General features: G+C 71.5%; 14 protein-coding genes. 8 read left to right on the top strand and 6 right to left on the bottom strand.

Going from position 1 to position 11361, the window contains the following annotated elements:
* From ACLFRB_RS08600 to ACLFRB_RS08590, 3 genes are all read right to left on the bottom strand, one after another.
* A partial coding sequence (locus ACLFRB_RS08600) for a protein-disulfide reductase DsbD N-terminal domain-containing protein (protein WP_411068600.1) occupies window positions 1–561 on the bottom strand: 561 nt, incomplete at its 3' end.
* A 36-nt stretch (window positions 562–597) separates the two neighbouring features.
* A complete protein-coding gene (gene dsbG / locus ACLFRB_RS08595; protein WP_411068599.1) occupies window positions 598–1209 on the bottom strand; it encodes a thiol:disulfide interchange protein DsbG in 612 nt (203 codons plus the stop codon).
* Complete coding sequence (locus ACLFRB_RS08590; protein WP_411068598.1) at window positions 1196–1684, bottom strand: DsrE family protein; 489 nt, start codon at window positions 1682–1684, stop codon at window positions 1196–1198. The genes dsbG and ACLFRB_RS08590 overlap by 14 nt, the downstream gene beginning before the upstream one ends.
* Before the next feature lie 143 nt (window positions 1685–1827).
* On the opposite strand from ACLFRB_RS08590, the gene ACLFRB_RS08585 reads away from it, so the two are divergent.
* Window positions 1828–2487: a response regulator gene (locus ACLFRB_RS08585; RefSeq protein WP_411068597.1), complete on the top strand. Its 660-nt coding sequence runs from the start codon at window positions 1828–1830 to the stop codon at window positions 2485–2487.
* Entirely contained in the window at window positions 2474–3838 is a 1365-nt protein-coding gene (locus ACLFRB_RS08580) for an ATP-binding protein (protein ID WP_411068596.1), read from the top strand. Before ACLFRB_RS08585 ends, ACLFRB_RS08580 begins: the two co-directional genes overlap by 14 nt.
* On the opposite strand, the gene ACLFRB_RS08575 is transcribed toward ACLFRB_RS08580, so the two are convergent.
* Both ACLFRB_RS08575 and ACLFRB_RS08570 read right to left on the bottom strand, forming a co-directional pair.
* Window positions 3835–5022, bottom strand: a complete 1188-nt coding sequence (locus ACLFRB_RS08575) for a multidrug effflux MFS transporter (protein ID WP_411068595.1) — start codon at window positions 5020–5022, stop codon at window positions 3835–3837. The two genes, ACLFRB_RS08580 and ACLFRB_RS08575, sit on opposite strands and share 4 nt — an antisense overlap.
* A gap of 132 nt (window positions 5023–5154) precedes the next feature.
* A complete protein-coding gene (locus tag ACLFRB_RS08570; RefSeq protein WP_411068594.1) occupies window positions 5155–6063 on the bottom strand; it encodes a DUF4382 domain-containing protein in 909 nt (302 codons plus the stop codon).
* A gap of 308 nt (window positions 6064–6371) precedes the next feature.
* On the opposite strand from ACLFRB_RS08570, the gene ACLFRB_RS08565 reads away from it, so the two are divergent.
* From ACLFRB_RS08565 to ACLFRB_RS08555, 3 genes are all read left to right on the top strand, one after another.
* A complete protein-coding gene (locus ACLFRB_RS08565; protein WP_411068593.1) occupies window positions 6372–6887 on the top strand; it encodes a nucleotidyl transferase AbiEii/AbiGii toxin family protein in 516 nt (171 codons plus the stop codon).
* Complete coding sequence (locus ACLFRB_RS08560) at window positions 6871–7089, top strand: hypothetical protein (protein ID WP_411068592.1); 219 nt, start codon at window positions 6871–6873, stop codon at window positions 7087–7089. The genes ACLFRB_RS08565 and ACLFRB_RS08560 overlap by 17 nt, the downstream gene beginning before the upstream one ends.
* Window positions 7090–7249: 160 nt before the next feature.
* Window positions 7250–7882, top strand: a complete 633-nt coding sequence (locus ACLFRB_RS08555; protein ID WP_411068591.1) for a nitroreductase family protein — start codon at window positions 7250–7252, stop codon at window positions 7880–7882.
* Between the two features lie 72 nt (window positions 7883–7954).
* Here the strand turns inward: ACLFRB_RS08555 and ACLFRB_RS08550 are convergent, their stop codons facing one another.
* On the bottom strand, window positions 7955–9370 hold the full coding sequence (locus ACLFRB_RS08550; protein ID WP_411068590.1) for a YdgA family protein: 1416 nt from the start codon (window positions 9368–9370) through the stop codon (window positions 7955–7957).
* Between the two features lie 162 nt (window positions 9371–9532).
* On the opposite strand from ACLFRB_RS08550, the gene ACLFRB_RS08545 reads away from it, so the two are divergent.
* The 3 genes from ACLFRB_RS08545 (at window position 9533) to ACLFRB_RS08535 (ending at window position 11128) form a co-directional block, all read left to right on the top strand.
* Window positions 9533–10018, top strand: a complete 486-nt coding sequence (locus tag ACLFRB_RS08545; RefSeq protein ID WP_411068589.1) for a MerR family transcriptional regulator — start codon at window positions 9533–9535, stop codon at window positions 10016–10018.
* A 78-nt stretch (window positions 10019–10096) separates the two neighbouring features.
* A complete protein-coding gene (locus ACLFRB_RS08540) occupies window positions 10097–10324 on the top strand; it encodes a hypothetical protein (protein ID WP_411068588.1) in 228 nt (75 codons plus the stop codon).
* 93 nt (window positions 10325–10417) lie between these two features.
* On the top strand, window positions 10418–11128 hold the full coding sequence (locus ACLFRB_RS08535; RefSeq protein WP_411068587.1) for a hypothetical protein: 711 nt from the start codon (window positions 10418–10420) through the stop codon (window positions 11126–11128).
* Window positions 11129–11361: the final 233 nt, after the last annotated feature.

Here is an 11361-nt window from a genome sequence, read left to right as displayed (position 1 = left end):
GGAGCCGCCGGAGGCGGCAGCCCCTTCCCCGGCGCCCTCGCCGGCGTCACCGGCCGCGGCGCCCTCCCCGCCGTCGGCGCTCGACCCGTCCGCGGGGGCGTCGGCCAGGGAGACCGTGAGCTCCTCGGTCTGCGGCGGGTAGCACACCCCGGCTTCGGCGCAGCCCTGGTAGCGGGCCTCCACCACCACCTCGTCGGCGTCCTCGACGCCGCTGAGCTCGGCGGTGAGGGTGGCCTCGTCGTAGAAGACCTCCATCTCCTCGCCGAAGGTCTCGTCGTACTTCTCCTTGCCCCGGGGCACCTCGGTGGCGGCCACCTCGCCCCCCTCGGGCTCCACCACCGAAAGATCGAGCTTGTCGCGGTAGAGGTAGGTGTCGTCGCCCACGTCCCAGGTCAGGCGCACCGTCTCCGGCCCCACAGCCTCCGCCGAGACCTCGAACGCCTCCTCGGGCTGCGGGATGTCCTGGGCCTGGGCCATACCGCTGCCGAGGATCCCTGCGAGCAGGGCAAGGGGGAGCAGGAATGACCCCAGTAGCGGGTGGCTCGTCATGGATCTACGCAATTGCGCGGCCTCCTGTAGTTTCCGCTGGCGCGGGGCTCAGAGATACTTCTTCAGGTCGGGGTCCTCGACGGGCTGCTCCGGCAGCCGGAGGATCTCCGGCAGGGCCTCCAGCCGCGGCATCCCAGCGACCATGTGCACCTCCCCGTCGGCGTCGCGGTAGACCAACGCGGGGGTGGCTTGGGCCCCGAGGCGCTGCATGAGCCGCTGGTTGTCCTCGAGCCGGGACTGGATCTTCGCGCCCGGGCTGTCCACGGGGTCGATGCCGCCGTCCCCGTAGCTGCGCTCGTGCTCGTTCAGGGCCTGGCTGGGGTCGTCGGCTCCGAGGATGGCCGCCGCCTTCCCCGGACTGCTGGGCCGCAGGATGCCCACCAGGATGTGGCGCACCTGGAGCCCTTCCTCGTAGTAGGGCTTGGTGGCCTTCGAGAGGTCGTGACAGTAGGGGCAGTTGGGGTCGGTGAAGACGTAGACGATCCGTTCGGGGTCCTCCGTGCCCGTGGTAACCCAGTGGGACTCGTTCTCCAGGACCTCCCAGGCGTCCGAGTCCGATTGGGCACTGGCCGGGCCTACGGCGAGGAGCAGGGCCCCCGCCACGGTCAGGGCGGCGAGCAAGGAACGCCGCCTGCCGTTGCCGGGTCTACCAAGCCACATAGGAATATCCCTCCTGCTGCAGTTGGGCCATCTCCAGCACGCCGGCGGGGACGGGCTCGATGCCGTCCAGCAGGTCCTCGTCGGCGACTTCCATGGCTTCCATGGTGTTGCGGCAGGCCCGGAAGCTCACGTCGTAGGCCATAAGGCTCTCGATGCGATCGCTGTGATTCGTGCTGACCGTCTCCGGGGGCTCCTTGAGCAGCAGGCCCAGGCCGGGCCCGAAGCCCACGGCCACCAGCTGGGCCTGGTTGTCCAGCTGGCGCAGGATCTCCCCCATGCTGAACAGGAGCTGGCCGTAATATTCCGAGTCATCCCGGTTCACCTGGAAGACGATGCGGATCTCGGGGTCCTCCCCCGGGAAGCTCAGGCCGTCCTCCGCCGCGCGGGCGGCGGGGGCGAGGGTTACCGCGCCGGCCAGGCCGCCGACTCCGGCCAGAAACCGTCGACGGTCCGGGTAGTTGGAATCTTCCGCCATGGTCCACTCCCTGGGTTGGGTACGCCGGGGAGGATGACCCATGAGGCTTAAGGTCCCCTTAAAGGGGCGAAATCCGTTGTTCGGGCCGTTTAAGGGCCGCTTAAGGCGGGCCGGTTAGGCTCAGGAATCTGGAGGATGGGCTCATGCGGGTCTTGATCGCGGAGGACGACGCCTTGCTGGGGGACGGCATCCAGGCCGGCCTGCGCGCCAAGGGCTTCACCACCGACTGGGTGACCGACGGCGCCGATGCGGAGCAGGCCCTCAGGAGCGAGCCCTTCGACCTGGTGGTGATGGACTGGCTGCTCCCCGAGCGGTCGGGGGTGGAGGTGATCCGGAGCCTCCGGGAGGCCGGGCTCATGGTGCCGGTGCTGCTGCTGACGGTGCGGGACGCGGTGGAGGAGCGGATCGAGGGGCTGGATGCGGGTGCCGACGACTACCTGACCAAGCCCTTCGATCTGGAGGAGCTGGCCGCCCGCCTGCGGGCGCTGGCCCGGCGGCGGGCGGTCCTGGCCGAGGAGCGGCTCATGGCGGACGGGGTGGAGCTGGACCCGAACCGCCTGCGGGTGCGGGTGAACGGCGTGGAGAAGTCCCTGGGGCGGCGGGAGACGGCGGTCCTGAGCATGCTCATGGAGCGGGCCGACCACGTGGTGCCCCGGGAGCACCTGGAGGAGCGGCTGTACGGCTGGGACGAGGCGGTGGCCAGCAACGCCCTGGAGGTGCACATCCACCACCTGCGGCGCAAGCTGGGAAGCGACCGCATACGCACCGTGCGCGGCGTGGGGTATCGCTTTGCAACGGAATAGAACGCCTTCCCTGCGCCGCCGCCTGTTCTGGGTGATCGGCGGGACCCTGGCCCTGGTCTGGGCGGTGGCGGCCGCCTGGATCTTCGTGTCCCTGCGGGCCGAGGTGAACGACGTGCTCGACGCCAAGCTGGCGGAGTCCGCGCATCTGGTGCAGAACCTGTGGCACGGCTCCGCCCCCCGGGATTCCGGGCTGGAGGAGGCCCTGGAGGCACGCGAGCGGGAGGGCCTGACGGAGGGGCTGGCCTGTCAGGTCTGGTCCCTGGACGGCCAGCTGCTGTCGCGCTCCGACGGCGCCCCCGAGAACCCCCTCAGCCGGATCCCCCAGGGATTCTCCGACGTCACCGCCCAGGGGGAGGAATGGCGCGTCTTCGCCGCGGAGGCGGGGCAGGGCGCGCCGCGCGTGCTGGTGGGGGAGCGCCAGGCCCTGCGCCACGGGCTGGCCAACCGGATCGCCGCCGGCCTTGCGGTCCCCTTCCTGCTGGCCCTGCCGGCCCTGGCGCTGGCCATCGGGTTCGCCGTGCGGCGTGGTCTGGTGCCGCTACGCGCGGCCACGGACCGGGTGGAGCGGCTCGACACGGACCGCCTGGAGCCGCTGGAGGGCGGCAGCGCGGCCCCGCGCGAGGTGGCCCCCCTGCTGGCGGCCATCGACCGCCTGCTGGGGCGCCTGCGCGAGACCCTGGGCCGGGAGCGCCGGTTCCTGGCCGACGCCGCCCATCAGCTGCGCACCCCCCTGGCGGCCCTCCGGACCCAGGCCCAGGTGGCCCGCGGGGCCCCCGACGGGGAGACCCGGGAGCGCGCCCTCGACCAGGTGGTGCGGGGCACGGACCGTGCCGACCGCCTGGTGCGCCAGCTCCTCACCCTGGCGCGGTTCGACGAGGAGGAGGAACGCCCCGGCCAGCCCCTGGACCTGGACGGCGTGGTGGAGGACGCCGTGGCCGCCGTCCGCCGCGATCAGGGCCTTCCGGCAGGCACCATCGAGCTGCACCGGCCCGCGGCCCCGGTCCGGTTTCCGGGAGACGCCGGTGCCCTGGAGGAGATGGTCCGCAACCTGGTGGAGAACGCCGTGCAGTACGGCGGGCAGGGCGGTCCGGTCACGGTGCGGCTGGAGGCCGAGCCCCTGCGCATCACCGTCACCGACCGCGGCCCGGGGCTCCCGGAAGAGGAGCGGGAACGGGTCCTGGAGCGCTTCTACCGCCCGGCGGGCAGCCCGGGCTCCGGCTCCGGTCTCGGGCTCTCCGTGGCCGCCCGGGTGGCCGCCCTGCACGGCGGGCGCCTTCGCCTGGAGGCCAACCCCGAGGGCTCCGGGCTGGTGGCGGTGGTGGAGCTGGCCGCGCCGACGGAGGCTGGCTAGCCCGCGGCGCTCCGCTCCACCGCCCTCGGGACCCCCCACGCCAGGAGGAGCGCGGTCAGCGCGCAGGCGGCCATCATGGCCGTCACCCCCCACAGGCTGCCGCCCACCAGCATGGACGAGGTGGCGCTGATTCCGCCCGCCACCGAGAAGCGCACTGCCCCCATCAGGGCCGAGGCGGTGGCGGCGATGTCCCGGAAGAAGTCCAGGTACAGGGAGAAGGTGTTGGGCACCCCGGCGCCGAAGGAGCCGATGGCCAGGAGCAGCCCGGGCAGGAACAGGGCCAGGCTCGGCTCGGTGAGGGCGATTCCGGCCAGATAGAGGGCGGCCGCCGCCTGAAGGCCGATGGCCACGCGCAGCACCTCGGACGGGTGGCGGTAGTTGAGCAGCCAGCGGTTGAGCAGGTTGAAACCGCCCATGAGCACCATGTGGGCGGCCATCCAGCCGGAGAAGGCGGCCTTGGACAGGCCGTACCACTCCTGGAAGATGAACGAGGCGTGGGTGATGAACAGGATCATCACCGAGAACACCAGGGACTGCACCGCCAGCAGGCGCATGGCGGTGCGATGGCGCAGCACCGTGGCGTAGTTGGTGACCACCGTGTGCAGCGGATGGCGATGGCTGGGGCGGCCCTGCCAGCGGCGGAACAGGGTCAGGCGCAGCAGCACCGCGAGCGCCCCGGCGTAGGCCGCCAGGAACACGAAGATCCCAGGCCAGCCGGTGACCGTCAGGATCAGGGTGCCGATGGAGGGGGCCGCGGCGGGCGCCACGAAGATCACCAGCCCGATCAGGCTGAACAGCTGGGCGCCCTCGGCGCCGCTGGAGTGGTCGCGGGCGATGGCCGGCACGCTGACCACGCACCATCCCGCGCCCAGGGCCTGGAGGAAGCGCCAGCCGGTCAAGGCGGCGAAGCTGGGGCTGGCCGCCACCAGCAGGCTGCCGGCCAGGAACAGGGCCAGCCCGCCGTACAGCACCCGGTCGCGGCCGTAGCGGTCGGAAAGGGGGCCGCCCACCAGGTGGCCCAGCGCCAGCCCCACCAGGTAGACGCTCACGGTCACCCCCACCTCTCCGGAGGCGATGCCGTAGGTGGCGGCGATCTCCGGGAAGGCGGGCAGGTAGGCGTCCATGGCCAGGGGGCTCACGGCCACCGTGGCCCCGAGGAGCAGGGCGAGGCGGGTGTGGTTCATGGGCGGTCGCTGTGGTGGCGCATCGAAGGGGAAGCCGTCCAGCCTATCAAACCATCCGACCCGCGGCCCCGTTTCCCCCACGAAAAAGGCCCGGCGTGCGCCGGGCCTTTTCCCTTGGGGTGCGGCCGCCGCTTACAGGGTGAAGTCGTGGGTGGCGGTCTCCCCTTCGGTCACCTCCACGTCGGCGGGATCCCGCAGATCGATGTCGTCGTCGGCCTCCGGGTCGTCGTCGCTGGCGTCGCAAGTGAAGGCCACGGTGTAGCTGCCCGCCGCCAGGTAGCCGACCTCGTAGCGGTAGTCGCCGGACTCTTCCTCCTGCACGGCCATGGCCGAGGTGACGGGGTCCGGCTCGGTGCCGTCCACGTCGTCCGGGGTCACGCCGGAGCCCTCGTAAACGTACACGGCCAGGCCGTTGTCCGGGCTGTCGCAGGATTCGCCGACGTAGCCGGTCGTCACGCTGCCCTCCAGATGGCCCGTGGCGGCGTTGTCCACCAGGCGCAGGGCCGGCCGCAGGTAATAGTCGCCGTCGTCGCCGGGCTCGTGGACGGACTTGCGGAGGTCGAAGTCCACCGTGAAGTCGGCCTCCCCGCCCGCCGGGACCGTGAAGCCCCGCACCAGCTTGAGGCCGGTCTGCGCCCCGCTCGGCACGTACAGGGAATGCTCGCTCCCATCCTCCATCCGGATGTAGGAGTCGGCGACCCCCTGCTCGGCCTGCACGTTGAGGCGCATCCAGTTGTACGGGCCCGATGGCACGGTTACGCCTTCGAGCAGCTTCTCGCGAGCGCTGCCGGTGAGCGTGAGCAGGTCCACGCTCCGGGCCTTCGCGAAGGTGTGCTCCACGGGCGGGCCGTCCGCGGGTTTCAGGGTCACGCCGTCGAAGGTGACCACCACCTCCTCGGCGGCGTCCACCGGGGCGTCGGTGACGGCGACGGTGATGTCCCCGGTGTCGCTTCCGCCCCCGCCGGACTCTCCGGCGCAGGCGGTAAGCAGGACGGCGCCGGCGCAGGCGCCCAGCGCGGGCAAGACCCTCTTGGCTTGCATGAATTCCCCCCTGTTTTAAGGCTGTCCCCCGGCGGATACGCTTCGCCGACTTCGGACAGCTGCGGCATAAGTAAGTGTCCCCAAACCTTACCGGGAACGGCGGCCGGAGCCAATCCCGGCGCCCTTTCCCGTTCCCCGACAAAGGGTTGGCGGGGCGCCCGGGCGGAAGCGGGGCCGGGCAGGGTTCCCCCGAAGGCGGGTTGAGCGCGGGCGTCGAGGGGGAAATAATTCCAGGAGGACGCTCCGGGACGGAGCGGCCCAAGCTCCGGGCGGGAACCGGCCGCTGTCTGCAAACCGCGGGGTAGATCTTGGCGCCCACCAATTTCACGCGTGTCTTCGATGCCCTGAACGCGGCCGGCGTGCGCTATGTGGTGGTGGGCGGGCTGGCCACCGTGCTCCATGGCCTGGATCGCCTCACGGCCGACATCGACCTGGTGGTGGACCTGGAGCCGGGCAACGCCCGCCGCGCGGTGGAGGCCCTCCTGGCGAGCGGCTTCCGGGCCGGGGCGCCGGTGGACCCCCGGGACTTCGCGGATCCCGCCCGGCGGCGGGAGTGGGTCGAGCGGGAGGGGCTGCGGGTCTTCAGCTTCTGGGATGCCTCGGGGAGCTCCCCTACGGTAGACTTGTTCGTCGAGCCGCCCCTGCCCTTCGAGGGGCTCTGGCAGCGGGCCCGGGATGTGGAGCTCCCGGACGGGCGCTGCCACCTGGCTTCCCTGGAAGACCTGATCGCCCTCAAGGAGGCCACCGGGCGGGAGTCCGATCGGGAAGATGCCCGCCGGTTGCGCGAGATCGAGCAGAGGATGGGCCATGACCCGAAACCGTGAGCCGCAGCGGGGGTCCCACACGGGCGGGCCCGGCCCCGCCTCCTGGGGGGGATGGGCCGATGCCGAGCGCCTGCGCCGGGAGGCCTTCCTGCTCCGCACTCCCGCCCAGCGCCTCCAATGGCTGCAGGACGCCCTGGAGCTCGCCTATGCCGCCGGGGCCCTGGAACCGCCCCTCGCCTCCGGGTCGCCGGGCCCCTCGTAACCCCCTACTCCGTATCGGCACGCGGCTGCCGGCGCGGGAGCCGGCCTTGGGCAGCGCCTTCCCCGAGGCCCGGCAGTCCGCCTGGCGGGAACCCACGGCCCTGAAAGATGGGCAGGGGAAGCTGCGCCGCATTCCATCGAGCCCGACAAGAGGGAGCAGAATGAACGACATTGCAGGCGAAACCGCGGTCGCGAGTGTCACCAACGCCATGAAGGCCCGTCGCGCGGTGAAGGCCTTCGATCCCGAATTCCGCATCCCCGAGCAGGAGGTCCAGGAAATCCTGGAGACGGCGATCCTGTCGCCCACGGCCTTCAACATCCAGAACTGGCGCATCGTGCGGGTGTCGGATCCGGAGCTGCGCGGGCAGATCCGGGAAGTGGCCTGGGATCAGCCCCAGGTGACCGATGCCTCCGAGCTGCTGGTGCTGTGCGCCGACCTGAAGGCATGGGACAGGGAGCCCGAGCGCTACTGGGTGGACGCGCCCCAGGAGGTGCAGGAGATGATCGTGCCCAACATCCGCCGGTATTACGACGGTCGGCCCGACGTGGCGCGGGACGAGGGCATGCGCTCCTGCGGCATGATCGCCCAGTCGCTCATGCTGCTTGCTACCGAGCGGGGCTACGACACCTGCCCCATGGACGGCTTCGACTTCAAGGCCGTGGCCGAGCTCATCAACCTGCCGGAGGACCACGCCATCTCTATGATGGTGGCCATGGGCAAGCGGACGAAGGACCCCTTCCCGAAGCCGGGTCAGCTGCCCCTGGAGGAGGTGGTGGTCACCGACCGCTTTTGAGGCCGGCGGCCGTACGTCGGTACGCAAAAAACCCGGCCGCTGGGCCGGGTTTTTTTGCGGTTGGACCGCCGCCTAGGGCAGGGCCGGACCGTTGCCGCCTCCCATGGCCGCTCCCAGGTTCAGGGGCCGGCCGTTGACGGACAGGTTGCCCCGGTTCCAGGCCACCTGCGAGGCGTAATGCTCCTCCTCGGCGGCCACAAAGCCCATGGCCTCCATCATGGCCAGCTGCTGGCGCACGGTGCGCTCCACCTGCCGCTCCCGCTCCACGCGGTCTCCCTCCGCCCCGGCTTCCTCTTCGATCTGGTTGCGGGTTCGTTCCTCCAGCAGGCCGATGATCAAGGGCTTGGCGGCCCGGAGCTCCGCCTCGGCCTCCAGGTGCCGTACCAGGAGGGCGGGGTTCTCCACCATGCCCCGGGCGGCCTCGCCGTCGCCCCGGTAGCGGGCCTCGGCGCTGCCCCGGAAGTCCCCGTTGGGGGCCTCGAAGGCCAGCTCCGTGAGGGCGGCCTCCGGGGAGCCTTCCAGCAGTCGGGGCAGCTCTTCCCGGAGTATGGCCTGCACGCGCTGGGCCGTCTCCTCCTCGTCGAGCGCCTCGGCCTGGATCTCCCGCACCCGCTCGCCGGTCCGCCGGTAGGCCTCTTCTTCGAGGTGGCGCAGCTCCAGGGCGAGGCGGGCGTCGCGCACTGCCTCGCCGTTGAACGCCGCCCGGTCGGCGGCTAGACGGCTCGCCATATCCAGAAAACCTTCCTCCTCCGCCTGCTTAACCACCTGCCGGAGGCTCAAGCCGCCAAGCTCCAATTCCTGGAGGGCGTCGCTTTCGGGATCGGGGACCTCCATGGACAGCCGTTCGGTGGCGAAGTCGCTGGTGCCCAGCCACAGGCCCTCGCCGCCCCGCGTGACCTCCGACCGCAGCTCGCTGCCTTTCAGTTGGAAATGACCCACTTCGTCCGCGATCCGCACACCCGGCATCTCCAGGTCCAGAGTCCCGGAATCACCATCGAATTCGCCCGTGCCCTCCAGCCCCTCCCACCGGATCCGGGTCTCCGGGGCGTCCGTGGGGTGGCCCTCGAAGGAGGGGGAGGACAGAGCCAGGCGCTGCTCGCCGGTGAGTCCGATGGTGAGGTCGGCGGTGAGGGGCGCCTGCTCGCCGAAGAAGTGGCGCGCCTGCTCCCGGGCCTCTCCCCGGGGGACCGGGGTGGTTACCACCCGAGCCAGGGCCGGAGTGGCCGGGGTCGGCCCGTGGGAAACGGCGTGCTCCAGGTCCACCTCCACAGCCTCCCCGGGGGCTCCCACGGTCAGGCGGGATTCGGCTTCGGCGCCGAGCCAGCCGCGCTCGTAGCGCACCACTTCCAGATCCGCCTGGGGGTGCTCGGACAGGGCCTCCTGGTTGTCCCGAAAGGCCCGCTCCGCCTGCATGCCCGCAAAATACGGGACGGCCGCCCCCATCCCGGCGAGAACCGCCACGGCCCCCGCTGCCCATGCCTTTTTCATAACCGGCTCCTCTTTCACGGATATCCCCGCCCCCCCTGAGCCCCCTTTGGGCGGGTTGTGGGCCACATAGTAGGCCGGGGGGTAGGGGATGACAACGCGGAGGCAAAGTGTTCCACGGAAGAGGAGGACGGGAGTAGCATGGATCCCCTCAAGGAGCGGCACATGACCCCACCGAGACAGCATTGGAAGATCGGCGAGGTGGCGGAGGAGCTGGGCACCACCACCCGCACCCTGCGCTTCTACGAGGAGCAGGGCCTTTTGCGGCCCGCCCGGACAGACCGCGGCACCCGGATGTACTCGGACCGGGACCGGCAGCGGGCGCGGCTCATCCTGGAGCTGGCGGGCCTGGGGGTTTCCCTGGAAGAGATCCGGGCCCTGGTGGCCGCCCGGGAGGCCAGCCGGACCGGAGACGAAGCGGGGCACAAGGTGCACGGGCTCCTGCGTCGACTCCACGATGAGACGGCCGCCCTGAAGGCCCGCTGTGAGGCCCTGATGGGGGAGATCGAGGCCGCGGACCGGCTGGTGCGCCGGTGCTACGACTGTCCGCACCCGCCCACGGCATCGGGCTGTCCGGAATGCCCGGCCCGCAACGGGCAGGAGGAGGCGGAGCTTCTGAAGCTGGTGTGGCGGGAGGAACCGGATCCCTGAGCCTCAGGGCCGGGCCATTGACAGGGGCCCCTGGCCTCCGTAATTTAACCTTAACGTTAAGAAAAAAGGAGGAAGGCCATGGCTTACCCCGACCTGCTGGTGCACGTGGACAAGGACCTGGAGGCCGAGCAAGGGCGGCGGCTGGCCTCCGCCCTGGAGGAGCGGGACGGCGTGGCGGCGGCCCGTTTCCACCCTCGGCGGAGCCACCTGCTCCAGGTGTGGTACGACCCGCAGCGCCTCCCGGCCGAAGAGATCCTGGGCGCCGCCCGGGAGGGGGCCGGAGAGGCCCGGCTGGTGGCCCTGTAAGGAGCGGCCCGCACGGCGGGGGCGGTGCAGGCTCTCGCCGGGGAGCCGTTCAGCGCACCGGGATGGGGACTCCTGGGGAAAGGAGGTTCGGGCATGGAGGCAGCAGGCGAGCGGATCCCGGAATGCACCGTCCCGGTGCTGTACCGGGCCACCTGGCAGGACGGCTTCGGAGCGCGCGGCTGGAAGCTGCGGGAGGCGTCCGAGGAGGCGGAGGTGATCGCCGCCACCCCCTATCCCGGTGAGCGCATCCCCACCTCCGTCCTCATTCACGACATCCTCGACCACTGGGTGCCGGGCTTTTCCCTTTCCGGACACCGCAGCGAGGCCAAGGCCCTGGTGCAGCTCGCGGCGCGCACGGGCTCCGATCCGGTTCCCGACTACGGGCAGATGGTGGACGAGGACCTGCTGCGCGGCGACTGCCACGGCGAGCCGCTGGAGACCTTCCTGCCCCCGGAGCTGGCGCAGCGCCTGCCGAAAGAGGGCCCGGACCGGGCCCGCATGCAGACCCTGGTGGAGGAGCTCGGGAGCGGCCTGGTGCGGGCCACCCTGATCGCCCGCTTCGTGGAGCTGGGCTGGGCGGGCATGGAGGAGGCCCGGGCGGGCTGGCAGGCCCGGGGCCTGGACTACGCGCGCCGCTCCGCCATGGGGCTGGCCCTCCAGGCGCTGTTCGAGCGGGTGGACGCCCGCGCCCTGGAGGCCGGCTGGAGCGAGGCCGACGGCGAGGTGGGGCTGACCCCCGATCGGGTGGCCTTCCGGATCCACCAGCCGGAGGCCGTGGAGGCGGTCCGGCCCCTGCCCGTCTGAAGGCGTCCCGGACGCCCGGGCCGTCCTTGCCCTCTGTCTCTTCCGGAGCGGTCCGCTGCACCGGGTGCCCCCCGTGACCCGAAGCCCCTGTCCGGTTTCGCCCTGCCTGCGGGTTCCCCCCTAATCCCCGTTTGCGACGCCAATCCGGGCACTTGGGCCCACCTCCAACTTCTTTCCCCCGGCTCTTTTCCCGGCCTCCATGTCCGCCCATTGGGGCCCACCCTGTCTTGTCG

Source organism: Thiohalorhabdus sp., assembly GCF_046545655.1.
Classification (GTDB): Bacteria; Pseudomonadota; Gammaproteobacteria; order Thiohalorhabdales; family Thiohalorhabdaceae; genus Thiohalorhabdus.
The sequence above is the reverse complement of the archived record's forward strand: the minus strand, read 5'-3'. Positions and strand labels throughout refer to the sequence as shown.

Coding starts and splice junctions, on each gene's coding strand:
- dsbG (WP_411068599.1), bottom strand. CDS start 1,209: ATGTGGCTTGGTAGACCCGGCAACGGCAGGCGGCGTTCCTTGCTCGCC.
- ACLFRB_RS08590 (WP_411068598.1), bottom strand. CDS start 1,684: ATGGCGGAAGATTCCAACTACCCGGACCGTCGACGGTTTCTGGCCGGA.
- ACLFRB_RS08585 (WP_411068597.1), top strand. CDS start 1,828: ATGCGGGTCTTGATCGCGGAGGACGACGCCTTGCTGGGGGACGGCATC.
- ACLFRB_RS08575 (WP_411068595.1), bottom strand. CDS start 5,022: ATGAACCACACCCGCCTCGCCCTGCTCCTCGGGGCCACGGTGGCCGTG.
- ACLFRB_RS08570 (WP_411068594.1), bottom strand. CDS start 6,063: ATGCAAGCCAAGAGGGTCTTGCCCGCGCTGGGCGCCTGCGCCGGCGCC.
- ACLFRB_RS08560 (WP_411068592.1), top strand. CDS start 6,871: ATGACCCGAAACCGTGAGCCGCAGCGGGGGTCCCACACGGGCGGGCCC.
- ACLFRB_RS08555 (WP_411068591.1), top strand. CDS start 7,250: ATGAACGACATTGCAGGCGAAACCGCGGTCGCGAGTGTCACCAACGCC.
- ACLFRB_RS08550 (WP_411068590.1), bottom strand. CDS start 9,370: ATGAAAAAGGCATGGGCAGCGGGGGCCGTGGCGGTTCTCGCCGGGATG.
- ACLFRB_RS08545 (WP_411068589.1), top strand. CDS start 9,533: ATGACCCCACCGAGACAGCATTGGAAGATCGGCGAGGTGGCGGAGGAG.
- ACLFRB_RS08540 (WP_411068588.1), top strand. CDS start 10,097: ATGGCTTACCCCGACCTGCTGGTGCACGTGGACAAGGACCTGGAGGCC.
- ACLFRB_RS08535 (WP_411068587.1), top strand. CDS start 10,418: ATGGAGGCAGCAGGCGAGCGGATCCCGGAATGCACCGTCCCGGTGCTG.